At 72.3% G+C, this 25,292-nt stretch carries 17 protein-coding genes and 1 other RNA gene; 5 read left to right on the top strand and 13 right to left on the bottom strand.

Features of this window, described 5'->3' with window-relative positions; genetic code table 11:
- Nucleotides 1–59 precede the first annotated feature (59 nt).
- Complete coding sequence (locus ABZU32_RS02235) at nt 60–803, top strand: class I SAM-dependent methyltransferase (RefSeq protein ID WP_354915961.1); 744 nt, start codon at nt 60–62, stop codon at nt 801–803.
- On the opposite strand, the gene ABZU32_RS02230 is transcribed toward ABZU32_RS02235, so the two are convergent.
- From ABZU32_RS02230 to ABZU32_RS02205, 6 genes are all read right to left on the bottom strand, one after another.
- Complete coding sequence (locus tag ABZU32_RS02230) at nt 744–1,901, bottom strand: porin PorA family protein (protein ID WP_354915958.1); 1,158 nt, start codon at nt 1,899–1,901, stop codon at nt 744–746. The two genes, ABZU32_RS02235 and ABZU32_RS02230, sit on opposite strands and share 60 nt — an antisense overlap.
- Nucleotides 1,898–6,136 carry an alpha-(1->3)-arabinofuranosyltransferase family protein gene (locus ABZU32_RS02225; protein WP_354915955.1) on the bottom strand — a complete coding sequence of 1,413 codons (4,239 nt, stop codon included), beginning with the start codon at nt 6,134–6,136 and terminating at the stop codon, nt 1,898–1,900. Before ABZU32_RS02225 ends, ABZU32_RS02230 begins: the two co-directional genes overlap by 4 nt.
- A 46-nt stretch (nt 6,137–6,182) precedes the next feature.
- Nucleotides 6,183–7,550 carry a glycosyltransferase family 4 protein gene (locus ABZU32_RS02220; protein ID WP_354915952.1) on the bottom strand — a complete coding sequence of 456 codons (1,368 nt, stop codon included), beginning with the start codon at nt 7,548–7,550 and terminating at the stop codon, nt 6,183–6,185.
- A gap of 734 nt (nt 7,551–8,284) precedes the next feature.
- Entirely contained in the window at nt 8,285–10,255 is a 1,971-nt protein-coding gene (locus ABZU32_RS02215) for a hypothetical protein (RefSeq protein WP_354915949.1), read from the bottom strand.
- Nucleotides 10,256–10,706: 451 nt separating this feature from the next.
- Entirely contained in the window at nt 10,707–12,908 is a 2,202-nt protein-coding gene (locus ABZU32_RS02210; RefSeq protein WP_354915948.1) for an acyl-CoA dehydrogenase, read from the bottom strand.
- Nucleotides 12,909–13,031: 123 nt separating this feature from the next.
- On the bottom strand, nt 13,032–14,282 hold the full coding sequence (locus ABZU32_RS02205; protein WP_354915945.1) for a hypothetical protein: 1,251 nt from the start codon (nt 14,280–14,282) through the stop codon (nt 13,032–13,034).
- A gap of 311 nt (nt 14,283–14,593) precedes the next feature.
- Here ABZU32_RS02205 and ABZU32_RS02200 point away from each other — a divergent pair, with 311 nt between their 5' ends.
- Nucleotides 14,594–15,700, top strand: coding sequence for a trypsin-like peptidase domain-containing protein (locus ABZU32_RS02200; RefSeq protein ID WP_354915942.1), 1,107 nt, complete (start codon nt 14,594–14,596; stop codon nt 15,698–15,700).
- A 118-nt stretch (nt 15,701–15,818) separates the two neighbouring features.
- Nucleotides 15,819–16,634, top strand: a complete 816-nt coding sequence (locus tag ABZU32_RS02195; RefSeq protein WP_354915940.1) for a hypothetical protein — start codon at nt 15,819–15,821, stop codon at nt 16,632–16,634.
- A 16-nt stretch (nt 16,635–16,650) separates the two neighbouring features.
- Here ABZU32_RS02195 and ABZU32_RS02190 read toward each other — a convergent pair whose 3' ends face one another.
- From ABZU32_RS02190 to ftsE, 6 genes are all read right to left on the bottom strand, one after another.
- Nucleotides 16,651–17,334 carry an alpha/beta hydrolase gene (locus ABZU32_RS02190; RefSeq protein WP_354915937.1) on the bottom strand — a complete coding sequence of 228 codons (684 nt, stop codon included), beginning with the start codon at nt 17,332–17,334 and terminating at the stop codon, nt 16,651–16,653.
- A gap of 156 nt (nt 17,335–17,490) precedes the next feature.
- Nucleotides 17,491–17,868: a transfer-messenger RNA gene (gene ssrA, locus ABZU32_RS02185) on the bottom strand.
- Between the two features lie 419 nt (nt 17,869–18,287).
- Complete coding sequence (locus ABZU32_RS02180) at nt 18,288–20,279, bottom strand: NTF2-like N-terminal transpeptidase domain-containing protein (protein WP_354836854.1); 1,992 nt, start codon at nt 20,277–20,279, stop codon at nt 18,288–18,290.
- A 16-nt stretch (nt 20,280–20,295) separates the two neighbouring features.
- Complete coding sequence (smpB, locus tag ABZU32_RS02175; protein WP_354836856.1) at nt 20,296–20,763, bottom strand: SsrA-binding protein SmpB; 468 nt, start codon at nt 20,761–20,763, stop codon at nt 20,296–20,298.
- Between the two features lie 22 nt (nt 20,764–20,785).
- Nucleotides 20,786–21,694, bottom strand: a complete 909-nt coding sequence (ftsX, locus tag ABZU32_RS02170; RefSeq protein WP_354836858.1) for a permease-like cell division protein FtsX — start codon at nt 21,692–21,694, stop codon at nt 20,786–20,788.
- Nucleotides 21,695–21,730: 36 nt separating this feature from the next.
- Entirely contained in the window at nt 21,731–22,420 is a 690-nt protein-coding gene (gene ftsE / locus ABZU32_RS02165) for a cell division ATP-binding protein FtsE (protein ID WP_114029179.1), read from the bottom strand.
- Nucleotides 22,421–22,656: 236 nt separating this feature from the next.
- On the opposite strand from ftsE, the gene ABZU32_RS02160 reads away from it, so the two are divergent.
- Nucleotides 22,657–22,848, top strand: coding sequence for a hypothetical protein (locus ABZU32_RS02160; protein ID WP_354836861.1), 192 nt, complete (start codon nt 22,657–22,659; stop codon nt 22,846–22,848).
- Nucleotides 22,849–22,906: 58 nt separating this feature from the next.
- Here ABZU32_RS02160 and prfB read toward each other — a convergent pair whose 3' ends face one another.
- Nucleotides 22,907–24,028 carry a peptide chain release factor 2 gene (gene prfB, locus ABZU32_RS02155; RefSeq protein WP_354836863.1) on the bottom strand — a complete coding sequence of 374 codons (1,122 nt, stop codon included), beginning with the start codon at nt 24,026–24,028 and terminating at the stop codon, nt 22,907–22,909.
- Nucleotides 24,029–24,110: 82 nt separating this feature from the next.
- Here prfB and ABZU32_RS02150 point away from each other — a divergent pair, with 82 nt between their 5' ends.
- The gene (locus tag ABZU32_RS02150; RefSeq protein ID WP_354915934.1) at nt 24,111–25,172 is read left to right on the top strand and encodes a hypothetical protein; all 1,062 of its coding nucleotides are present in this window, start codon (nt 24,111–24,113) and stop codon (nt 25,170–25,172) included.
- Nucleotides 25,173–25,292 lie beyond the last annotated feature (120 nt).

Raw genomic sequence — 25,292 nt, 5'->3', positions numbered from 1 at the left:
GGCGCAATGCGGTGTTATGCTCCCGGGCACTCGACCACTCCGGTGAGGGGAAAGCAGACGTGGAGACCCCGAACGCGCCCTTCCGCGCCACACTGGGCCGGTCGGTCCGGCTGCTGTCGGCCTTCCGCAAGGAGCAGACCGACCCCGACTTCTTCTACGGGATGCTCGCCCGGGACACCGCCGCCCAGCTCGCCACCTACGCCGACCTGTCCGGCGCGCTGGTGGCCGACGTGGGCGGCGGCCCGGGGTACTTCACCGAGGTCCTGCGGGCTTACGGCGCGCGGACGCTGTGCGTGGACTGCGACGCCGGGGAGATGATGGCCCGCGACGGGGCCGTCCCCGAGGGGGCGATCCTCGGCAGCGCCCTGGACATCCCGTTGCGCGACGGCTCGGTGGACGTGTGCTTCTCCTCCAACGTGCTGGAGCACGTACCCGACCCCTGGCGCATGGCGGAGGAGATGGTGCGGGTGACCCGGCCGGGCGGGGTGGTGTACCTGTCGTTCACCAACTGGCTGTCCCCGTGGGGCGGGCACGAGACCTCGCCCTGGCACTACCTCGGCGGGCACCGGGCCGCACGCCGGTACGCCCGCCGCCAGGGGCGGCGGCCGAAGAACCTGTACGGCGAGAGCCTCTACCCGGTCTCGGTGTCCGGCGCCCTGCGCTGGGCGCGGACGCGCGCCGACGCCGAGGTCCTCGCCGCCCGGCCCCGCTACCACCCGGAGTGGGCGACGGGCGTGGTGCGCCTACCCGGCGTCCGCGAGATCGTGACCTGGAACCTGCTGCTGGTCCTGCGCCGCCTCTGACGTCCCACCACCCCGCGGCGCCGCGTCCTCCCGCCCCGCTGACGTCCCACCGCCCGCCGGCGCCTGGTCTTCCCGCCCCGCTGACGTCCCACCGCCCGCCGGCGCCTGGTCTTTTCGCCCCGCTGACGTCGCACCGCCCGGCGGCGTGGCGTCGTCCGGCCCCCGCGCCCGGTCCGGGCCGCGCGGGCGGCGGCGGGTGCGCAGCGCCACGACGATCGGCACCAGGGCCAGGACGAGGAAGGCGACCGGCATGACGTCCCTGATCACGACGGCCCAGCGGCGGAACCCGGCCGCCTCGGCCGCCTGGGCCTGCACGTCGCCCGCGTCGGTGACCAGGTCGGCCTGGAAGCTCACCACGCGGTCCACCTGGTCGGGCGTGCGGAGCGTGTCGGTGCGCTGCTCGCGCACGCGGACCGGCAGGCCGCTCTCCGGCTCGACCCACAGCGTCCTGGTGATCCGCACGTACCTGGCCACGTTGAGCGGCCGCGACGCTGGCAGCCCGAGCACCTTGCCCGGAACCTGGTCGGGCAGGTCCTCCACCTTGGCCGGACCGACGGTGTAGCCGTAGCGGCGCACCGGCAGGCCCTCGACGGTGTCCTCGCCCTCGTACCGCAGCGCGACCTCGCGCTTGAGGACGGGGTCGAAGATCGGGTAGCCGCGCGGCTCGGCCCCGTACGGCAGCCGGAAGGCCAGCCCCGTCTGGCGGACCGCGGTGTCGTCGTCGATGTACTCGCCGCAGCAGGCCACGGCCATGCCGGTGCGCCGGTCGAACGCGGTGCGTCGCTCGTGGTAGTCGATGCGCTGCCCGTAGGCGGTCTCCAGCGAGGAGAACTCCACCCACACGGCCGTGTGGTCGTCGCCGGCCACCGGGTCGCCGTACAGGGAGACGGTGTCGGTCACCGGCACGCCGGCGCGCAACTGGAACGTCGCGGTGTCGAGGTAGGTGGCCGCCTCCGCGCCGAGGTGGTACACCCTGCGCTGCTCCAGGGGCAGCTTCAGGCCGTTGGGGTAGACGTAGGAGCGGAACAGCACCGCCATGGTCACCATGAAGGCCACCACGACGTAGCAGGTCGTCCTGACGAGCTGGGCGCGCGTCACCCCGCCACCCCCGCCGGACGGGGCTCGCGGCGGCGCGGCACGGGCGCCGCAGGGCCGCGCAGCCGTTCGGGGGCCGGCACGGCGACCAGCAGCCGCGCGACCACCACCAGGCAGCACACCTCCGGCACCAGGCCGGTCAGCGGCTCGACGCCGAGGACGGTTCCCACGGCCGCGCTCAGCCCGGCCAGGGCCAGCGCGGCGGCGGGCAGCCAGGCGGACAGGGCCGCGTGGGCGGCGCGCCGGGCCCGGCCGCCTCCGGCGTGCTGGGCGGCGAGCACTCGCGGCAGCCACAGCCCGACGGCGATCAGCGCGGTCACCAGCGCCGCGCCGGCCAGGCCGCCGGTCCACAGGCCGGTGAGCGGGGCCGCGGCCCAGATCCAGCGTGCCGTCACCCGGCCGGGGCCCACCGGCGGCGGGCGGCGGCGCGTCCTGCCGCGCACCCAGGCCAGCGCGAGGACGGCCGCGGCCAGGACGAGGCCGCCCACCAGCGACCAGCGGTAGGCGGCGTCCGGCTCGTACCGCAGCACGACGGTTCCGGCGCCGGGGGGCAGGATCCACGCCTGCCGCCACCCGTCCAGGCGCACCGGGGTCAGCCGGGTCCCGCCGAGGTAGGCGTGCCAGCCGATGTTGTAGTTCTCGTTGACGGTCAGGTACGAGCGCCGGGCCGCGGAGACCGCCAGCCGGCGCTCCTCGGGCCCCCACGCCTCGATGCGCGCGGGCGCCGCCCGCGTGGCCCCCGCGTCGGCGTCGGCCTGGCCCCCCGTGGCGCCGGCGTGCGTCTCGCCGCGCGTGGTCCCCGCGTCGGCGTGCGTCTCGCCGCGCGTGACCCCGGCGTCGGCGTCCGTCTCGCCCCGCAGGACCACCGACCGGACGCGGAAGGCGTCGCGGGAGGACGCGGCGACGTAGGTCATGCCGGGGATGAGCCGCACCGGAGAACAGCCGGCGTAGGTCAGCGGCCGGCCGTTGAGCACGTCGTTGAGCGTGCCGCCGACGATGCGGGTCGGCACGGTGGTGCCGTCGACCTCCAGGGTGGGGCCGTAGCCGCACGGCAGCCGCAGCGCGAACCCGCCGAACTGGCCGAGCGGCCTGACGCCGGGGATGGTGAGCTCGGTGACCTCGATGGCGCGGGAGGCGGGGGCGGTGAACTCGACCGAGAGCCGCCGGGTGGTGAGCGACGGGAAGGCCACCCGTCCGTCGCCGCCGACCCACGCCTGGACGGTGCGCTCCCCCGCCCTGACGGTGACCCGCACCGGCGGCTTGCCGAGGTAGGAGTCGGGGAACAGCACCTTGATCTGCGAGAACGTCCGGGGCTTGCCGAGGTCGATCGACAGGGTGGGATGCCGGTCGAACGGCTGGGCGTACCAGACGGTCCGCGGGTCGCCGTCCATCGCGGCCCGGCCGAGCACGGCGGGGTGGTCGGTGACGGTCGAGGAGGCGGTGACGTGCGGATAGACGTTCGGCAACGTGGTGAGCAGCGCCGCCGACCCCGGGTCGGTGAGCACGGCGGTGCCGCCGACCCTGCGGGTCTGCTCCTTGCCGACGGCGAACAGCCGCTGGAAGCCGTAGCCGTCCTCGCCGAGGATCTCCAGCCGGCGTGAGCAGGTCCAGGCGGACGAGCCGCGCATGCAGGCCGGGGCGGTGCCCTGCGAGGTCAGCAGCACCGTGCCCGCATCGCCGCCGTCCGGCAGCCCCGGCACGGCGATCGCCCTGGCCGGCGTCACCCCGGGGACGGCCACCTCGGTTATGCCGACCCGGCCGCCGAAGGGGTTGGCGGGCTGGTAGGCCAGCTTGGTGACCCGGATGCGCAGCCACGTGGTGCGCCCCGGAGGCGGGCTGAACAGCTGGGGGTCGGTGGTCTGCCGGACGGCGGCCCGCCGCGTCCCGGCGGCCGTGGACAGCTCGACCTCGGCGACCGGCGGCCCGATCGGCCCCTGCTCGAAGGCGATGGTGATGTCCTTGACCGGCACCGGCTCGACGAAGCGGGCCTCCAGCCACTCGCCGAGCGCGCCGTTCCAGCCGTCCGAGCGCCACCCGGTGCGCGCGTCACCGTCGAAGGCCGCGAACGGCAGGCGCCCGGGGTCGCGCTCGCCGGCGGCCGCGGTGATGTCGGCGTCGGAGGAGGAGGCGCGCACGTCGTCGACGCCCAGGTAGCGCGCCGAGGAGGTCGCCGAGGTCCAGGCAGGGTCGAGCAGGTCGGTGGTGGCGTCCTGCTTCCCGCTCTCCGGCAGGGTGGGGCCGGCGCTCCTGCGGACGTCCCCGAAGATCATTCGGCGTCGGCGCAGGCTGTCGGTGACCACGGTCCTGCGGGCGGGGACGGACGCGGCGCCGGGCTCGTCGCCGACCAGCACCGGCGCGTCGTCCTTCAGCACGCCCTGCTCGGCCATGGCGAGCACGCCCTCGGGGGCGCCGGCCATCCGCAGCGTCGCGTCCGCGGGGACCACGCCCGCGATGGGAGCCGGGTCCGGCACCGCGTACACCTCCAGCGCCGGGTAGGCCTGGTCGAACCAGTTGGAGGCCGTGGTGTTGGAGATCTGGCCCACCAGGGGGCCGAACTGGGCGACGCGCACCAGGCCGGTGGAGTCCTCCAGGGTCTGGTGGACGCGGGCCGGCCACGCCGAACCGATGGTGTCGCGGGCCAGGTCGTTGCGGACGAGCACGTAGGTGACGCCGATGCGGCGCAGGGTGGTCGTGAGCCCCGCCGAGCCCTCGCCGTCGGAGAAGCGCTCGTCGACGGCCTGGAGCAGGCGCGCCAGCCCGGCCGAGCCCCAGGGGACGTTGGAGTGCGTGGCCCAGCGGACGGTGAGCAGCGACTGCATGGGCTCGTCCAGCGGACGGCCCCACAGGTACTCGCCGCGCTTGGAGCCGGGGACGGCCAGCACCATGCCGTGGCCGGTGGCGCGGTTCAGCCAGGCGGCGGCGTCACGCCAGTAGGAGGGCAGGTCGGCGAACGACCCGGCCGGCGTGATCCCGGCAGTGGCGACGGGCACCACGGCGAGGCCGACCAGCCCCGCCGCGGCCATCGGCACGACGGCGAGCCGTGCCGGCCGGCCGCTCCCCGCGGCCGGCCGCGGGCGCGACCCGTGCGGGCGCGAGACCGGCAGCGCCGCCAGGCCAAGGGCGAGCGGCAGGCGCAGCAGCGCGTCGAACTTGTGCAGGTTGCGGAACGGCGCGAGCGGGCCGTCGAGCAGGTCCCTGACCTGCTCGGACCAAGGGAACGCCAGGGCGTCCGCGTGCCCGGCGGTGACGATCACCAGCCCGGCGAGCACGCACAGCGTCAGGAACGTCCGCTCGGGAGTGGAGCGGCGGACCAGCCCGGCCAGCCCGGCGGCGGCCACGGCGGCGGTGACCGCGATCAGCCACGGCCGCGTCGCCTGGTCGTAGGCGGCCGGCAGCCACGGCCTGCCGTCCACCGGCAGGAAGGAGATCCAGCTCGAGGTGCCGCGCAGCGTGTTGAGCAGGGACGTCACGCCGGTGGTCGCGTTCGCCGTCTCGATGAACGGCAGGAAGGAGAAGATGTAGCGGCCGAGGACGACCAGGGGCACCAGCCACCACATCGACACGGCGGCCACGCAGGGCAGCCACCAGGCCAGCAGCCGCCGCCTGCGCGGGCCGCCCTCCCGCGTGAGCAGGTACAGCAGGGGCACCACCAGCACGGCCAGCTCGGCGGCGGCGTTGATGCCGCCCGCGAACAGGAACGCGACGGCCGACATCGCGGCGGCCCGGCGCGGGCCGATGCTCGCGGCCGCGCCGCGCACCAGCGGGAGCAGGATCCACGGCAGCACCGCGCTGGGCTGGAACTCCGAGGAGTTGACGCCGACCAGGGCCAGGGCGTGCGGCGCGAGCGCGTACGCCAGCCCGGCCAGTAGCCGGGTGTCCGGCGAGCCGACGCGCAGGGCGCCCGCGAGCCGTTCGACGCCGAGGAACGCCGCGCACAGCACCAGGGTGATCCACAGCCGCTGGATGTTCCACGCGGGCATGTCCAGCCAGCGGAACAGCGCGTAGAACGGCCCCATCGGGAACAGGTAGCCGTAGGCCTGGTTCTGCAGGTGGCCGAAATACGCGTCGTCCCACAGGTGGCTCGCCCGCTCCAGGAACCCGACCGGGTTGACCGCCATGTCCAGCTTGGTCTCGGCGATCACCTCGCCGGGCGAGGTGTTGAACGCGATGGCCCCGAGAAGCAGGCATCCGGCCAGCAACCGGAGCCTGCGCCGCAACCGCGCCCCCGGCGTGCTCACCTCCGCCGCATCGGCCCTGCCGACATCACCAACGGTCCGCGGGTTGTCAGGGCGTATGGCTCTCACCTGCGGCGAGCCGGAAGGCGAGCGGCCGGACATGCCCCTTTTGCTCCAGTTCAGCGGTGATGAGTCCGGTCATCCTAGCGCCCGTCCTCCCCCACGAGAACTCCGCCGCCCAGCTCCGGCACGCCCGCTGGACCTCCGCCCGGCGCACCGGGTCCGCCAGCTCCTTCAGCGCGCGGTCCACCACGTCCGCCAGCGACTCGCCGTCCCTGACGAGCCACCCCGTGACGCCGTCCCGCACCGAGTCGCGCAGGCCCGCGACGTCGTAGGCGACGGTCGGGACGCCCAGCGCCGCCGCCTCGATCACCGTCAGGCCCCACCCCTCGAACTCCGACGCCGTGACGTTCAGGCGGGCCGCGCCGAGCACGGCGTTCTTCTCCTGCTCGGCCAGGAAGCCGTGCAGGCTCACCCGGTCCGTCACGCCCAGCGCGCCGGCGCGGCGCGCCAGCGGCTCGTACTCCGGGCCCCGGCCGACGACATGGACGCGCAGGCCGGGCCAGGTCTCCCCCAGCTCGGTCACCAGCTCCACCACGCGCTCCACCCGCTTGTGGCCGACCAGGCGTCCGAGATAGGCCACCACCGGGTCGCCGTCGACCTGCTCGCCGCCGACCGTCGTCGCCACCGGACGCACGGCCGGACTGCCGTTCGGGATGACCTCGATGGGCGCGAGCCAGCCCAGCCGGTCGCGCAGCTCGGCCCGCGACGACTCCGACACCGTGACGGTGGTGCGGCGCCGGTACAGCAGCCGGGCGACCGGGCCTTCGACGAAGCAGCCGACGCGGGCCAGCCAGCGCGGGAAGAAGGCGTAGAACTGGCGGTCGTGGACATGGTGCACCAGGCACACGACCGTGGTGCGCCGCGACACCACCAGGGGCGCGAAGAACGGGATGCCGTTCATGCAGTCGATGACCACGTCGAAGCGGCGGCGGCGCAGCAGCATCCACAGCGGGACCAGCAGGTAGACCAGGTAGCGGTTGCCCATGCGTCGCAGTTCGATGCCCTCGCGCCGCTCGTCGCCCGCCTGCCCCGGCTCGCGGCTGCTCAGGAAGTGCACCGAGGCGCCCTGGGAGAGCAGATGCCGGCCGACCTGCCAGGCGTACTCCTCGGCCCCACCGGCCACCGACTGCGCGGGCTCCCGGAAGTTGCACACCGCGACCCGCACACCCGCCAATGGCTTGGGGGCGGGAAGGAGCCCGGCCGCGCTCGGGGACGGCTCGGTGCCACCATGCGCGCCGGCTCTGGCCCTGCTGCCGGCCCTGCTCCCGGTCCCGGTCTCGGCCGCGGTCTCGGCCGCGCCGCGAGGGCGACGTTCAGGGTCGCGCGGGGCCCGGCCCACCTGCTGTGCGACCACGGACACTCCTTCGTGTGTGGGTCGAGCCCCCCTGGCTGTGCGCTCGCTTCCGGTTGTCGTTCATGTGCCGTCGAGGTTCATGTGTCTCGTCCGGCGTCATCGGCCACGCGTCCCGCCGGTCCCGGACCCCGCACCGTCGCGGGTCCCACGCCGCGTTCGGACGCTCGGAGGGCCATCGCGGGCAGAGCCGCCCGGTAGGTCTGCGGGCAGAGCCACCAGCAGGTGTCCGCGGGAGATCCAGCAGGGTCTGCGGGCACCGACTGCGGGCTTGCCTTACCGGCTTTGTCTACGGGCTTTGTCTACGGGCTTGGTCTACGGGCGACGTCCCTGGGCACGGCGAAGCCGACCCTCCGTGCCTGGTGGAGCGGTAACGGGCCGGGCTCACCGATCGCGGCGCGGGCCCCGCCCATAACGGATCACCTGTTGCCGTAGTTGTACAGCGGCTTGTTGGGGGGCTGAGGGCTGGGGGCGACAACGTTGACGACGCCGACAGAGGCGCCGATCGCCAGAACCACCCCAACGACGAGAGCAGCGAGTACTCGCACCATTGGGCTTTCTCCCTCCAAAGTGCGGACGCGTGGGGACCTCACCGAGAGTAGAACGTGATACAGGTTACCGGCCAGGTCATTGGTCAAAACGTAATAATAAGACTTACCGTCCAGTATGCCTGTCGTCAAGGCCGCCGCGGACGTCACAAAACGCACCATTACCACCGCTGGCCGCACCGGGTGACGTCACAACCGCAACAGCTCCATCTCGGGTCCCACATAGACGGAGACGGCTCCAGGCACCCGGGATCGAAACGTGTTCTCACTCGGTCCCACAACGAGCACGTACCGTATCCCCACAGCCCTCAACGACTCCGTCAACGGCCCCACCCCCTGCCCATCCATCCGTGGACCGGCTCCTGTCGTCCCCTGCCCGACCGCCGGCGGGCCGGTCTCCGCGCGCAGCAACGCGCCAACGCGCCGGGCAAGTGGATCTTCCCCGGCGACGCGCAGTACCCGCCCGTGCCCGAGCCCCACCAGGAGCGCGTCATCCCACACCACCCGGCGCGCGAAGCTCTTGGTCGCCGGATCGAGGATGACCCGGCCCCCGTTCCACGCGAACGCCCGGTGCGCCCCCCACGGCAACGACAGCAACGCCCCCGGATGCGGGTCCCCGTTCACGATCGCCCGCACCCGCCCCCAATCCTGCGGATACTCCACCGCTTCCAGCCGCCCCAGCGCTCCCGACGCCAACCCCGGCAACCCCAACATCGGCACCAGAAGGGCCACCACCCCCACAACCCACCCGCCCTTCCACCGTCCCCCGTACGCGGCCCCCTCCACCCCCGGACCCACAGACCCGCCCGCGTACGCGGCCGCCTCCATCCCCGGACGCATAGGCCCACCTACGTGCACGACCCCCTCCATCCCCGGACCCACAGACCCGCCCGCGTATGCGACCGCCTCCATCCCCGGACGCGCAGACCCGTCGGCATGCGCCGCCGCCTCCGGTCCCGGATCCACTGGCTGAGCCACCCCCGCGCGTGCGGGCTTCCCCGCCTCTGCGCTGTCGGAAGATCGGCGCCGCGACGGCGCGAAGTAGGTCGGCGATGCCGGCGCCGCGATACGGCGGGTCAGGATCGCGAACCCGACCGCCTGGAGCAGCGCCAGGGGGGCGATGTAGAGCTGGCCATCGCGCAGGGGACCGAAGCCAGGCCACCACGTGATCAACGTCTTGAGCACACCCGGCAGGTAGGCGCCTGTCAGCGCCACGGCGAGCCCGGCGCAGGCCGCGATCAGCAGGCCGATGCGGTACGGCGCCTCGCGAAGCCGGACGAAGGCGACCACGGCGAGCACCGCCACGACCAGGCGCACGGAAGCGAGCCACCACGCGGACTGCCCCGGGACACCGGCGTCGGCGTTCCATATCCCGCCGAGGCTCAACAGGCTGCCGAGCGTGCCGAACGGCCCATCGGCACGGGCCGCGAACGCGTCCACCCCGGCGGGGTCGGTCACCGCCTCGCTGAGCAGCGCGGGAACGGCCCACGGCAAGCTGAGCACGGCCACCACGACGAGCACCCGCAACGTCTCACGGACCCGCCGGCCCGGCCACCGCGCTCCCTCCACGGCCTCCGAGCCGTCCTGCCACCGCCTGCCGGGACGGGTGGCCGCTACGGGCACCACCAGCAGAGCGGTGACGAGCATGGCCTGGAAGCCGCCCACCGCCGCCGGGAGCAGGGCCGGCACGAGCCGCCGCCATCCGCCACGCACAGCCGCCAGGAGCGCCCAGGGCAGCCCGGCGTACCCGAGCAGCAAGGCCCACTGGCCGAGCAACAGCCGTTGCGCGAAGTAGGCGTTCCACACGTAGAACACCGCCGCCGCCGTCCTGGCCACGAGCAGTCCGGGATCGGCGCCCGCCCGCCCGCTCACGCGAGCGACTCCGTCCTCAGAACTTGGGCGCACCAGCGCGACCACGGCGGCGGCCCCGGTACCCGCCAGGACGAAGATGCCAAGCAAGATCAGCTTTTGAAGGACCGCAGCGGGCACGACCTGCGCCAGGAGCGCGACGACGAGGTCACTCGGCACCGCTCGCGGGAAGCCGCCCCCCGGCCACGTCACCGGAGGATCCGGAACGAACACCATGTCGTAGCGCAACACGAACCCGGACCGGAGGGCAGGCCAGAGAGCGACGACGCCCAGGATCAGCGCGGCCGGCACGGGCGCCGCCCGCACGAACCAGTGATCTCGCATGGCCTCGCACTACTCCCGCTCAGCGGCACCCAGCAGACCACGCAAAACTACCCCAACCAGCCACTACACCCTCGGCGAGCACCGGCGATACGGCGTTCGGCCACCCGCCGTAAGAGGGCGCCGATTTCGCCGACCACCTTCCCACCGCTCCGGCGCCGATAAGACACAACTCGTTTGAGCCGGGGAAGGCTCAGCGCAACCGAGCCCGAGCGAAGGCCGGCCCCGACCGAACCCGAAGGAACGCCCGGCACAACCCAACCGGACAGACGGTGCAGCGCGATCAAAGCCGGGGGCAGGTACGGCACCGGCGCGCAGGAGGGCCCTGCGTGGCGGCGCCGGGGGGAGCGGCGAGGGTCGCCCCGGGAAGACAGTGCCGAAGGCACCATTTCCCAGGACGACCGAGCCCACGTTGTCTGGGTTACTTGCCGGGTTCGGGGTCTCGGGGGAGGGCGAGCATGCGTTCGGCGATGATGTTGAGCTGGACTTCGGTGGTGCCGCCGTAGATGGTCATCGCGCGGGTGGCGAGGACCGCCCGGTTCCAGTAGCCGGCGTCGCCGAGCTTCATGTCGGCGGCGACGGTGGCCGACGCGCCGAGCAGGTCGACCGCGCATTCGGACACGTGCTGGGCGTGCGAGGTGGACAGCAGCTTGCGCACCGAGGCGTCGGCGCCCGGCTCGGACCCGGCGAGCTGCTTGAGCGTGACGCGCAGGCTGAGCGCGTTGATGGAGTGCCCCTCGCAGACGACGTGCGCCAGTTCCTGCCGTTCGGCCGCGGTGAGCTCACGGCCGAGGCGGGAGACCAGGCCGAGCAGGTCGGGGACCGAGGACCCGGTGCCGCCGGATCCGGACGACAGGGACACCCGCTCGTTGGACAGGGTGTTGCGCGCGACCCGCCATCCCTCGTTGATCTCGCCGACGACCAGCTCGTCCGGGATGAAGACGTCGTCCAGGAACACCTCGTTGAACAGGTTCTCCCCCGTCATCTCGGTGAGCGGGCGAACGGTGACCCCGGGGGCCTTCATGTCGACGATGAAGTAGGTGATGCCGTCGTGCTTGGGCTTGGTGGTGTCGGTGCGGGCGATGCAGATGCCCCACTCGGCGACGTGCGCGACGGAGGTCCAGATCTTCTGGCCGTTGAGCTTCCAGCCGCCCTCGACCTTCTCGGCCTTCATCTGCAGCGACGCCAGGTCCGAGCCGGCGCCGGGCTCGGAGAACAGCTGGCACCAGATCAGCTCGCCGGCCAGGGTCGGCGGCAGGAACCGCTCCTGCTGCTCGGGGGTGCCGTAGGCGACGATGGACGGCACCACCCAGGCACCGATGATCATCTGCGGCAGCCGGACACGCGCGGTCTTGAGCTCCTGGTAGATGAGCACCTGCTCCAGCGCCGAGGCGCCCCGGCCCCATGGCTTGGGCAGGTGGGGCATGACGAAGCCCTTGGCCGCCAGGGCGCGCTTCTGCTCCTTGCCGTCCTCGACGCGGGCGATCTCGGCGATCTCCTCGCGGATGGCGGAGCGCAGCGCCTCGGTGTCCTCGGGCAGCTCGATCTCCATGTCCCGGGTGACGCCGGACAGGGCGTGGGCGGCGACCGCGTCGGCCCACTCGGCGGAGGCGCCGAGCAGGGCGCGGAGCGTCAGCGCGCGGCGGTAGTACAGGTGGGCGTCGTGCTCGAAGGTGTAGCCGATGCCGCCGAAGATCTGGATGGCGTCCTTGGCGCACTGCACGGCGGCGTCGGGGGCCATGACACCGGCGATCGCGGCGGCGTATCGCAGCTCGTCACCGCTCGCGCGGGTGGCGTCCCAGACGGTGGCGCGGGCCTGCTCGAGGGCGACGAGCATGCGGGACGCCTTGTGCTTGACGCCCTGGAACTGGCCGATCGGCCGGCCGAACTGCACGCGCACCTTGGCGTAGTCGGCGGCGGCGCGCACGCACCAGGCGGCGACGCCCGCCGCCTCCGCGCCGAGCAGGATCGCGGCCAGGTCGCGGACGCGCGCCCGGTCGAGCCCGTCGAGGACGCGCTCGGCCGGCACGGCGACCGCGTCGACCTCGACCTTGGCCACCGCGCGGGTGAGGTCGAGGCTCCTGACGGGGGTGATGGTGACGTCGGAGGCGGACAGGGCGACCCACTCCTCGCCCTGGCCGGTGCTCACCGGCAGGACGAGCACGTCGGCGAGCGCGGCGCCGAGCACGGACTCGGCGGCGCCGCCGACGGTGAGCACGCCGTCGTCGCCGCGGGTGCCGGTCAGCGTGCCGCCGAGGGCGACGGCGCCGGTCAGCGTGCCGTCGGCCAGGCCGGGGAGCAGTTCGGCGCGGGCCTTGCCGTCGGAGGCCAGGATGGCGGCGGAGGCGAGGACGGTCGGAACGTACGGGCCGGGCGCGACGCGTTCTCCGAGCGCCTCGACGGCCACGGCGGTCTCCAGCAGGCCGAAGCCGCTGCCGCCGTACTCCTCGGGCAGGTGCAGGCCCAGCAGGCCCTGGTCGGCCAGGCCGCTCCAGAACGCGGGCCGCTGCTCGTCCTGCGCGCCGACGGCCGCGCGCACGACGTCCGCGGGGACGTTGCGCTCCGCCCAGCCGCTGACGGACTCGCGGAGCGCCTCGTGCTCCTCGCTCAACCCGATCGCCATAACACCCTCCGTGCCGCTCGGCCTCCAGACGTCCCAGAATCATATTCTAGAAGATGCTTCCAAGGCCAACGGCTGAACGAGATCGGCCGCTGAGCGAGATGAACGGCTGAGCGAGATCGCGGCTCAGGACGCGCGGGCCGTCCAGAACAGCATGTTGAGATCGTGGTAGAGCGCCTTGCGGGCGTCGGTGACGCTGGCGAACAGCATGGCGGGCTTCTTCTTCGCCGGCGAGGAGACGACGAAGACGTACGCCTGCGAGGAGTGCTTCTTGCCCCCCTGCACATAACCGACCTTGTAGCCGAGCACCCACCCGAGGTTGTAACGGGCCCGCTGCGACATCGTCCAGGTGAACGTGGAACCGACGGGCTGGTAGCGCAGCGTCCACTTGGCGGCTTTGGCCGCCAGCTTGCGGTAGCCGTCGTAGGTGACCGGCGCCTTCGGCACGGCGAACGGAACCGGCCCGGAGGCGATCAGCGCCTGCGGCCGCTTGGCCGGCCCGACCTTCTGCGCCGCCGAGAACGGGGCCTTGGCCGTCTTCGCCCACGGCGCACCGTACTGGGCGTAGCTGATGCCCGCGGTATGGTCCACCACGTACGACAGCACCGGCGTGCCCGTTCCGGGGAAGACGGTCATGGCCTTGGCCGCGGGGACGGCCGGCACGGCGATCGTGGGCGTGGGCTTCACCGGGGCGCCGGAGGCCGCCGGTCCACCGGCCTGTGCCGGGTCCACCCGCACCGGGTCGCCGGGCCGGTCCTCCGCGAACACCATGAAGACCAGGATCACGACGACCACGGTGACGAGCAGCGCGCCGATGCCGTAGACCGCTTTGATCGGGATGTCGCCGGCGCGGAGGACCGCCGCGGAGAGCGCGCCCCGGCGCTCGCGCCCCGCTCCGGACGGCGTCCCGACGGCAGCGGCGACCGGCCCCTTCCGAGGCGGGCGATCGGCAGGGGCGGCGACCGGCCCCTTCTGAGACGGGCGACCGGCAGGGGCGGCGACCGGCCCCTTCCGAGATGGGCGATCGGCAGGGGCGGCGACCGATCCCATGTGGAACGGCCGCCCGGCGGGGGCGGCCGGACCGCCGGTGCGGGGGAACGGTCCATCCGGCCTGCGGACATCGGCGGTGACCTCGCCGTCGGGGCGCCGCGTCCCGTCGGTGCTCTCGTCCTGTCCGGCCTCCCGGAGCGGCCTTCTCGCCTGCAGGGGGATCTCCACGGTGTCGGAGGCGGTCGCGCCGTCCGCGGCGGAGACCTCCTCGGACACCTGCTCTGACGCCGTGTCGGACGCCTGCTCGGACGCGGTGTCGGCCGTGGGCGGGGCCTTGGCGGCGGCCTGCGCGGCCTCCACCATCGCGAGCGCCTGCTCCGGGCTCACCCGGGGCATCGGCGTGGTCGGAGCGTCATAGGAAGGAACGTACGTCGGAGGCCGCCCGGACCCAGGGCGGCTTGGGGAGTTACCAGCGCCGTCCGCCATGTCGGCAGACTACGTCACAAATCGTGATCCGTGCGGCCCAGCAGCCTCACTTCTCCGCCAACGCCCACATTGCCACAGGTCAGCAGGGCTGCGGCGCCCATTCCGGAATCCCGTCGCCGACCACCCGGCGCCGCACGTCCGACTATTACCAAGATCACGTCATTGGTGGTATATGGCGAGTATCTTCCGTCTGGTCGGGAATGACGTGTTCCATGGCGACTACACCAGGTAACCGAACGACCGGACGTGCGCTGCGGCACGCGCTGTGCGCCGGGATGGCCGGTGGCCTGGTGGTGCTCAGCGGGTGCGGCCTCACCGGCGCACCGGCCTCGACGAGCACCGCCACCACACGCGGCGGCGGCGACAGCCCGTCGGCGAACACCGCGGTGATCACCGAGGAGCAGGCGTACGAGCGGGTCATCGCCCAGGTGCTCCCGTCGATCGTGCAGATCACCACCTCCAAGGGGCTCGGCTCGGGCATCGTGTACGACACCCAGGGCCACATCGTGACCAACGCCCATGTCGTGGGCAAGTCCAAGACCTTCGAGGTCACGCTGGCCACCGGCGGCAAGCCGCGCAAGGCCGACCTGGTCGCCTCCTATCCCCTGGGCGACCTCGCGGTCATCCGCGTCGCCGACCGCAACGGCCTGACCCCCGCGAACTTCGGCGACTCGGGCAGGCTCAAGGTCGGTCAGATCGTCCTGGCCATGGGCAACCCGCTCGGCCTGTCGGGCAGCGTGACCAACGGCATCATCTCCGCGCTGGGCCGCACGGTGACCGAACCGCAGGGCGAGGGCTCGCCGGGAGCCACGATCACCAACGCCATCCAGACATCCGCGTCGATCAACCCCGGCAACAGCGGCGGGGCGCTCACCAACCTCCACGGCGAGGTGATCGGCGTCCCGACGCTGGCCGCCGTCAACCCCGACCTCGGCGGAGGCGCCGCACCCGGCATCGGGTTCGCGATCCCGAGCAGCACCGCCAAGGACGTGGCCGAGCAGATCATCCGGTACGGCAAGGTCACCAACACGCGGCGGGCCGCGCTCGGCGTCCGGGTCAACACCGTCGTGGACGCCGACGGCCGGCCGGTCGGCGTCGGCGTCGCCCACGTGGACGCGGGCAGCGGCGCGGCCCGCGCCGGGATCAGGCCCGGGGACATCATCACCAGCGTCAACGGCAAGCCCACGCCGACGGCGGCGTCCCTGTCGGAGGTGCTGGCCGGGCTGCGTCCGGGCACGCAGGCGAAGGTCGGGGTCCTGCACCCGAACGGCAAGACCACGACCGTCACCGTCACGCTCGGCACCCTCTCGGGCACCTGACCCGTGGCCCCGGCCTGTAAGCCGGGATGAGGTGAGCGGGCATCCCAAGTCACGCCAATGGATCAAGTAGGGCTAAAGTCCTAACGGTCACAGGCGAGACGACGAGGGACAGCAGCCGATGACGACCACCGAGACCGCCTCCGCCCGCCAGATGATCGAGCGGGCGGCGCGAGGGCACTACCGCACCATCTACACCGCCTCCGCGCTGGACGCGGCCGCACGACTGCTGGCCGAGGTGCACGAGGCCGGCGAGCGTCACGGCCTGGCCACCGCCGACTGGACCGGCGAGCACGGCACCGACCACCGCCTGGCCGAGGCCGTGCTGCACGCCCGGTCCACCGCCTACCGGCGTGCCTCCCTGGCCGGCCTGGACGACCCGCACGGCCTGCTCAGCGGGGCCGCCGAGCGCGCCGGCCTGGCGACGCTGGACCCCCCGGACACCGCCCCTTGCGACCCGCGCTCCCCCGCGCTGGACCAGCACGCGTCATCCCCCGACCCGCGCACCGCTTCCCTCGACCCCCGTTCGGCATCGCTGGACCCGCGCACCGCATCCCTGGACCAGCACGCGTCATCCCTCGACCCCCGCACCGCATCCCTGGACCCCCGTTCGGCATCGCTGGATCCGCGCGAGGCCGGGACGGAGGCGCGGCGGGCGGCCGGCGACGGACCGGCGCCGCGTGCCCGCATCCGCCTGGCGCGGCTGCCGCAGACCCCGCCCTGGGGGTGGGACGGCTCGGCGCCCCTCGTGGTGAGCCTCGAACGCTTCGACAGCCTGACCAGCCCCGGGTGGAAGTGGGAGCTGTTCCCCGACGTCGGCGAGCCGAGCACGCAGATGGTGCAGGTCGTCGCCCCGCCCCCGTCCCCCGCCACGGCCGACGAGGTCCTCGCCGTGGCCCGTCAGGTCCTCACCGGCGCCATTCGCCTCTACCGCTGACGCGGCACGGGCAGGGTCACCGTCCGAGGAACGCCGTCAGCGCGTCGTTGAACTCCACGGGGCGGGTGGCGTGCACCTCGTGTCCGGCCTCGATCGTCATCAGCCGGGCGCCGGGGATGCGGCGGGCCAGGTCGGCGACCTGGTCCTGCGGCAGGTGGCTGGGCGCGCCGCCCGCGATGACCAGCGTCGGCGCGGTGACCTTGGCCAGGCCGTCGAGCCACGCCGGGTCGGGATGGTTGCGCTGGTGGGCGGTCTGCTCGACCATGGCCCAGTCGAAGGGCAGCTCGCCGTCGGGCCGCCCGGGCAGGGACAGGCGGGCGGGGTGCGGCGCGGGGACGTCCTCCAGCACCATGCGCTCGACCCGGCCCGGATGGTCCTGCGCGACCAGGAAGGCGACCATGCCGCCCATGGAGTGCCCGACGATGGTCACGCGGGGCAGTTCGAGGTGGTCGAGCAGGGCGACCACGTCGTCGCGCATGAGCTCCAGCGAGTAGACCCGGGGCCAGTCGCTGGCACCGTGCCCGCGGGCGTCGGGCGCGTAGACGCGCCAGGACCCCGCCAGGTGCTCGATGACTCCGGCCCAGGTGGTGTGGTCGCTCCCCCGCCCGTGCAGAAGCAGGACCGGCGGCGCGCCGGCGTCCCCCGCCACCTCGTAGACCAGCCGTACCCGGTTCACCACGGCGGACCGAAGATCTGTCATGCGGCAACGCTACAGAGCCGCGACCGCCGCCGGAACAGCGTTCACATCGGGCGAAACCGGCATACCCCACGCACGACAAAGGGCGGCCGGCGGGCCTGTGGGGCCCGCCGACCGCCCTCGGGCGATCAGCTCCGCAGCGCGGGGGCGCGCACGGAAGTGTGGAGGTGGCGGGAATCGAACCCGCGTCCTTCAACACCGCGTCAGGGCTTCTCCGGGTGCAGCCTGCTGCGATTTTCTCAGCCCCGGTGATCACGCAGGCGTGTCACCGACGGGCTCAGTCACTGTTAGGTTTCCCTATCGGCCCCGTGACCGGGTCGATCGGTTGAGCCTCCTAGCGATGCCAGATCCGGGCCGGAGGCACTCCCGGGCTGACAAGGGCCTAGACCTCGCTCAGGCGGCGAGGGCCATGTGGCCCTGAGTGCGCGTGTTATTGGCACTTATTGTTTTGCGGTCACAGGATTAACGAGGTTATGTCCGCAGTCCTCGACCCGCTTCCCCTGGCACGACATGCCGAAGTCGAAACCAGTCACCCCCTGTGGAGTTGTCAACACGACCTCCGGAGAGGCCGATCGACATGAAGATACTCCACTCAACACCAGCGGTGCCAACTTGATTCCCCGCGGCGGCCCTCCGCCGGCGACCGCGGACGCCGAAACCCCCGGGGACGTGGCACGTGGCACACGCCCCCGGGGGCCGACCGGCAGGGTCGAGCCGGTCCGGACGGCAGGGCTTCCCCCGAGATGAAGCCCTGGTCTCATCACGGCGACCAGGCCCGCAACCCCCAAGCGGTGCCCGGTCACCCAGAAAGACGCCGGGAGACGCCCCGATGGTTGCTCGGCCCGGCGAGATTTTTCCGAAAGGCCGTTCAACCGTCGTTCAGGGCCGGGCGGCGGCGTTCCGGCAGGCGCGCCGGCCCTCGCGCAGAGGCCCGTTCAGGCCGCGTTCAGTGGCGTTCACGCGGCCGTGCGGGCGCTACGGAAGAACTGGCCGGCCACGCGGGCCGAGGCCGCCGGGTCGGCGCTCTCGGTGAGCACGGCGACGGCCAGGTCGCCCTGCCAGCCCACGAACCACGACAGGTGCCGCTCACGCTTCTTCTCGGTGTAGGTCACGGCCGAGGCCAGCCCGTAGACCTTGTCCCCCGGCGCCGAGGCGGCGGCGGCCGTGCCCGAGACGACGCCCGCGCGCATCAGCGCGCGAAGCTCGGTCAGGGTCGCCGGGTCGAGGGTGACCGGACGGGGCGGCGTGGCGGGCGCGGGGTCGGAGGAGGCGTCGGCGGCGGCATCCGGCGATGACGGCGAGGTGACCAGCGTGGGCGGGCGCCAGGTGCCCGAGCCCAGGGCCGCGGCGACCAGGGCCATCGACAACGGGCTGACCCGCACCGTCTGCCCGGCGATGATCTTCGCCTTGGCGGCGTCGGTCGCCGCCGCCGGCATGCTCCCGGTGAACGAGCGCAGCGGCAGCCGCCAGTCGCCGCCGATGCCGAAGCGGGCGGCCGCCCGGTTGAGGGCCCCGGCGTCGATGCGGCGCGACAGGGACGCCAGCGCGGTGACGCACCCCTGGGCGAAGTCGGCGGTGACGCTCGGCGTCGTACCGGCCGGCGGCGCGGTGGAGATCGCGGTCGGCGTCGGGGTCGGGGTGGGCGTCGGCTGCTGAGGCTGGGGCCGCGCCTCGGTCTGCTGGAAGCGGGCGCCCCCGACCGTGCGGTCGGCCGGGCACGGCAGCTTCTGGTCGGGGTCCAGCCCCGCGCCGAGCAGGCCGTCCGCGGCCACGATCGAGAACGTCGTGCCGGGCGGGAAGCGCCCGGCGAGCCCGTCGGTCTGCTGGTCGAACTCTTTGGACGCCACGGCGCGGATCTGCCCGGACGGCGCGTCCACCGCGACCAGCAGCGCGGCCGGCCCGCCGCCGACGGACAGGTCGGCGGACTGCTGCACGCCCTTGTCGATGGTGGTGCGCACCGAGGTGGTGTTCGTCCTGCCGGGCCAGCGCGCCAGCTCGGCGACCTGCTCGCCGGTCTTGAGGTCGTAGGTCATGACCTCGGTGCCGGTGGAACCGGTGAGCTGGTCCTGGTAGGCCTTCTGCAGTCCGCCCTGGCCGATGGTGTCGCCGCCGGCGCGCTGCGGGCCGCCGAGCTGCTGCATGGTCTCGGCGGTGATCGCGCCGACCTTGCCGATGATGTCGACCGGCTGGGCGGGCGCGACCGGCTGCGACTGCTTCTCGATCTTCAGGTCGGGGCCGATCTCCTCCAGCCGGTCCAGCAGCTGGGCGTACTTCTTGGCGCCGAAGGTCACCAGCGGCACGAAGTCCTGCGGCGGCGCCGAGCGGATGCGGGCGAGCAGGCGATCTTGGGCGAAGCCGGTGAGCTGGAACAGCCGCTCGCACACCCCCACCGGGTCCTTCACCCGGTCGGGGTAGACGCCGGCGAGGTACAGCGTGGTGTCCTGCTGGAGCGGGTCGCCGTTGCGGTCCTCGATGGGCTGGCGGATCGGCTGGTCGCCCTCGGGGGCGACCTTGACCGCGAAGCGCTGGCCCTCGCGCAGCTGCGGGTGGATGACGCTGGGCGACCAGCGGACCTTCCACCTGCCGTCGACCACGTGCAGCGGCAGGTCGTTGTCGTACTGCCAGATCGGGTTGTTGTCGCCGAGGTCGATCTGGACGTGGAACCTGGCGTCCGCGCTGTCGCCGTTGGTGGTCAGGCTCCTGAGCGCGAAGCGGATGGAGGCGGCGTCGAGCTGCACCCCGGCGTCCTCCAGCGCCTTGCGCACGGCCTTCGGGTCGCCGTCGACGCGCTCGGCCGCGGCGGCGTAGTCGCCGGACTGCCAGCCCACCAGGAACTGGCTGACCGCCTCGTGCGGCGACGGCTCGGAGAAGCAAGCCGACAGCATGGGCACGGCGACGGCCAGCGACAGCCCAGCCGACAGGGCTCTTCTCAGACGTACGGCTAGCACCACTGCTGCTCGGACCTCATCGGTTGCGGTGACGGAGGGCGCGGGCCATCTCCCTGTTCGCCTGCTTCTCGGCGAGGTCGTGCCGCTTGTCCCAGGTCTTCTTACCGCGGGCGACGCCGATCTCGACCTTGGCCCTGCCGTCACTGAAGTACAGCGAGAGCGGGACCAGCGTCAGGCCCGTCTCCTTGGTCTTGCTGATGATCTTCCCGATCTCCTTGCGGTGGAGCAGGAGCTTGCGGGGGCGCCGCGCGGCGTGGTTGGTCCAGGTGCCCATGTGGTACTCGGGGATGTGGATGTTCATCAGCCACACCTCGTCGTCCTTGACCTGAGCGTACCCGTCCGAGAGGCTCGCCCGGCCGGCACGGAGGGATTTCACCTCCGTGCCCATCAGGACGAGCCCGGCCTCGTAGGTGTCCTCGATCTGGTAATCGTGCCGGGCACGCTTGTTCTGGGCGATCAGCTTGCGCCCGGTCTCACGTGGCATACAGCGAGCCTACCGGGGAGCGTCACACCCGCAGGTACCGGCGGAGCGTCACGAACGAGGCGAGGATACAGATGAGCACGCCGACCACGGTCGTAAGCGTGATCACCTGTGCGACGTCACTCCAGGTGAGCTGTGTCGCCAGCGCGAAGAACTTCTGCATGCTGTCGAAGATCACGATCTTGGCGAACATCAGCAGCACCGCCGAGATCACCCCGCCGACCAGGCCGGCGATGGTGCCCTCCATGACGAAGGGCAGCTGGATGTACAGGTTGGAGGCCCCGACCAGGCGCATGATGCCGGTCTCGCGCCTGCGGTTGTACGCCGACAGCCGCACGGTGTTGCCGATCAGCAGGATGGCGGCGAACACCTGGATCAGCGCCACGACGAGCGCCGCGCTGCGCAGCCGGTTCATCAGGCCGAAGAACCGGTCGAGAAGTTGCTGGTCGTTGACCACGTTCGCCACGCCGGGCGCGCCGCTGAGCGCGTCGAAGACGGACTTGTAGTCGTCGGGGTTCTTCAGCTTGACCCGGAACGACTCGGGCATGTCCTCGACCTTGACCGCGTTCAGGAAGACGCTGTTGCTGCTGTAGGAGGCCTTGAAGTTCTCGTAGGCCTTCTCCTGGGTCTCGAAGGTGACCCGGTCGACCTGCGGCAGGCTCTCGATCTGCTTCTGCAGCGCGACCTTCTCCTGCGCGCTGACCGTGCCGCGGCCCTTGCAGGCGTCGAACGGGCTGTTCTTCATGCACAGGAAGGCCGAGAGCTGGACCTTGTCGGACCAGTAGCTGCTCATGCTGCCGACCTGCGCGTTGATCATGAGCCCAATGCCGAGCAGGGCCATGCCGATGGCCACGGTCACGATGACCGCGATGGTCATCGTGAGGTTGCGGCGAAGGCCGATCCAGACCTCAGAGAAGATGAAGTTTGCCCGCATGCTTTGGGTGTCCCCTGTCGCTATCTCGCTTGGTGATCAGTACGCCTGGCCGTAGACGCCGCGCGACTGATCACGGACGATCTTGCCGTCCTCCAGCTCGACCACGCGTTTGCGCATGGAGTCGACGATGGCGGCGTCATGGGTGGCCATGACGACGGTGGTGCCGGTCCGGTTGATCCGGTCGAGCACCTTCATGATCCCGATGCTGGTGGCGGGGTCGATGTTGCCCGTGGGCTCGTCCGCGAGCAGGATCATCGGCCGGTTGACGAACGCGCGGGCCATCGCGACCCGCTGCTGCTCACCGCCGGACAGCTCGTCGGGCATGCGGTGGGCCTTGCCCTCCAGGCCGACGAGCTCGACGACCTCGGGCACGACCTTGCGGATGAACCGCCGGGGCTTGCCGATGACCTCCAGCGCGAACGCCACGTTCTCGTAGACGTTCTTGTTGGGCAGCAGCCGGAAGTCCTGGAACACACAGCCGATGCGGCGGCGCAGGTGCGGCACCTTGAAGTTCGACAGGCGCGCCAGATCCTTTCCGGCGACGTGGATGGCGCCCGAGTTCGGGCGCTCTTCCTTCAGGACCAGCCGGAGAAAGGTCGACTTCCCCGACCCCGAAGGACCGACCAGGAACACGAACTCCCCCTTGTCGACGTCCACGCTGACGTGGTCGAGGGCGGGGCGGTTCTGGTTAACGTAGACCTTGGTGACATTATCGAAATGGATCACAGGCGCATCACGGCATGCCAGTCTAGGGGTTAGGACGGTCGCGGAGGTGGCCGCGTCGGCCACATCGCATTGCTCGCCGGCCGGGGGGCGCCGCTCTTTACCGACGATCGACGTTCCGGTTGGCCGAGGCTCAGTCTAGGGGTAACACTGGCATGGAACGTCCATAACGGAAACAAAACGATTCCACACTCGCTAACAGGGTGGTAAAGCGATCACCGTGGAGAGGGAGATATCCCGTGAGCTGCGAACATCTCATCTGCGCCAACTGCGCCGGCCCGGTGGTCGAGGGGCGGTGCCCGGCCTGCCGGGCCAGCAGGGCAAGGGTTCACCACCATGGGCTGGGCGGTCTTTCGCCCATGCTCATCGCGATCGTGCTGCTCATCGTGCTGGCGTGCACGCTCGCGCTGAACCACCTCTACGGCGCCTGAGCGGCGCCGCAGGGGTGGTGCGGGAAGGTCTGGGGCGGCGCAGGGGCCGGCGCGGCGGTCAGCCGCTCGCGGCGCCCGACTCCTGGCGGCGCATCCAGCGGATCTCGCCCTCGATGAACTCGTCGAGGTCGCCGTCGAGCACCGCGGTGGGGTTGCCCGCCTCGACCGACGTGCGCAGGTCCTTCACGATCTGGTACGGGTGCAGCACGTAGTTGCGGATCTGCGTGCCCCACGAGGTGGTGGACTCGCCGCGCAGCTCCGACATCTTCGCGGCCTCCTCCTGCCGCTTGCGCTCGAGCAGTTTGGCCTGCAGCACCGTCATCGCCGAGGCGCGGTTCTGCAGCTGTGAGCGCTCGTTCTGGCAGGAGACCACGATGCCGGTGGGCAGGTGGGTGATGCGCACCGCCGAGTCGGTGGTGTTGACGCCCTGGCCGCCGGGGCCGGAGGAGCGGTAGACGTCGATGCGCAGGTCGTCCTCGTTGATGTCGATGTGGTCGGTCTGCTCGACGACCGGCACGATGTCGACGCCCGCGAAGGAGGTCTGGCGGCGCCCCTGGTTGTCGAAGGGGCTGATGCGGACCAGCCGGTGGGTGCCGTGCTCGCCCCTCAGCGTGCCGTAGGCGTAGGGCGCCTTGACGACGAAGGTCGCCGACTTGATGCCGGCCTCTTCGGCGTAGGAGGTGTCGTAGATCTCGGTGGAGTAGCCCTTGCGCTCGGCCCACCGGATGTACATGCGCAGGAGCATCTGGGCCCAGTCGGCCGCGTCCACGCCGCCGGCCTGGGAGTTGATCGTGACGAGCGCCTCGCGGGCGTCGTAGGGACCCGCCAGGAGCGTGCGCACCTCGAGGGCGTTGACATCGGTGCGCAGGGAGCCCAGCTCGCGGTCGGCCTCCTCGCGGGTGTCGGCGTCGTCCTCGGCCTCGGCCAGCTCGTACAGGACGGAGATGTCGTCCAGCCGCCGGATCAGGGTCTCGACGCGGTTGAGCTCGCCCTGCATGTGGGAGAGCTTGCTGGTGACCTTCTGCGCCTGCTCAGGGTCGTTCCACAGGTCGGGCGCGGCAGCCTGCTCCTCCAACTCGGCGATCTGCTTGCGCATGACGTCGAGATCCAGCACATCCTGAATGCCCTTCAGTGTGCCGGTAAGCTCGCTGATCTCTTCTGCGGGATCGATGGCTGCCACATCTGCCAAGGGTACGCGAAGCCGGAGCCACCTCGCGCGTGGCTAGCATGGGCGTTCTGCGGGGACTCATCGGGAGGCGAGCGTGACCAGGACCATGCGTGCCGCCCTCGCGCCGTCCCTACTGGCCGCGGCCATGGTCACGTTGGTCGCCTGCTCCACGCCTCCTGCCCAGACCAGCCGCGGCGCGGTGCCCGCCTCCGCCTCTCCGAGCGCCCCGGCCGGGACGGCCTCCCCCACGTCCACCGCCGCGGAGGCTCCGGCGGTCACGCTGCGGGAGGCCGGCAGGGTGACGCGCGAGATCCTCGCCGCCGACGACGCCGCCCGCGCCGCCGGCGCCGAGTTCTACGCCGTCGACCAGAGCCGGGACGCCCAGGCGCCGATCACCGTGGCGGCGTTCGAGTCCACCGGGCTGCGCTCCGCCCGCTACACCTGGGGCGGGCCGGCGCTGCTGGTGCCGCGCCTGCGGCCGGGCCGTTATCCCTACTGGTTCGCGGCGATCGTCGAACGCAGAGACGCCAAGGGGCAGGGCCGCACGGCTGTGCTGGCCTTCATGAAGCAGTACGAGGCCGCCGACTGGCGGCTCAGCTTCGCCTCGCTGCTCTACCCGGGTGCCGAGCCGCCCGCCGTCGCGCTGGACGAGGACGGCTACGCGACCCCGCTGGCCACCCGCGACGACTCGATCGCGATCAGCCCGCACCTGATGGCGCCACTGCACGCGACCATCGCCGAGGAGGGGCCCAAGGGGTACGCGGCGAGCCTGATCGGGCCCGGGCCGCAGACCACCGGCTACTTCGACGAGGTCGAGAAGACCCAGCCCGAGTACAAGCTGCGCGGGTTCCTGTACGACTCGCTGTTCGCCGCGACCGCCTATCCGATCTACGCGCTGCGCACGACCGACGGCGGGGCGGCCATCCTGTACTCACTGACCCGCACCACGCTCCGGCAGGCCAAGACGGCCTCCGCCGCGGGCCTGGTTCCGGTGCCCAAGGACGTCCGCTGGTCGGTGGGCAGCGTCGTCGTGCCGTCCATGGTGCGCATGGTGGAGACCCAGCAGTACGTCAGCCAGGTGGCCCGCAGGGGCTCCCCCGAGCGGGCGCGGATCATCGGCTTCGACGGGGCCGCCACGAGCGTCACCAGCCGCTGACGCCGCAGGCCGCCCGGCAGGTGCCCGGACGGCTCAACGGACGGCTCAACGAACGGCTCGACAGGGGTTCGGAGGGCCGAAGGGCGCCCGTCGGGGGTCCGCAAGGTTGAAGGGCGCCCG

Source organism: Sphaerisporangium sp. NPDC005288 (genome assembly GCF_040607475.1).
In the GTDB taxonomy this organism is placed as follows: Bacteria; Actinomycetota; Actinomycetes; order Streptosporangiales; family Streptosporangiaceae; genus Sphaerisporangium; species Sphaerisporangium rhizosphaerae.
Note: the sequence above shows the minus strand (reverse complement) of the source record. Positions and strands in the feature narration are given on the sequence as shown.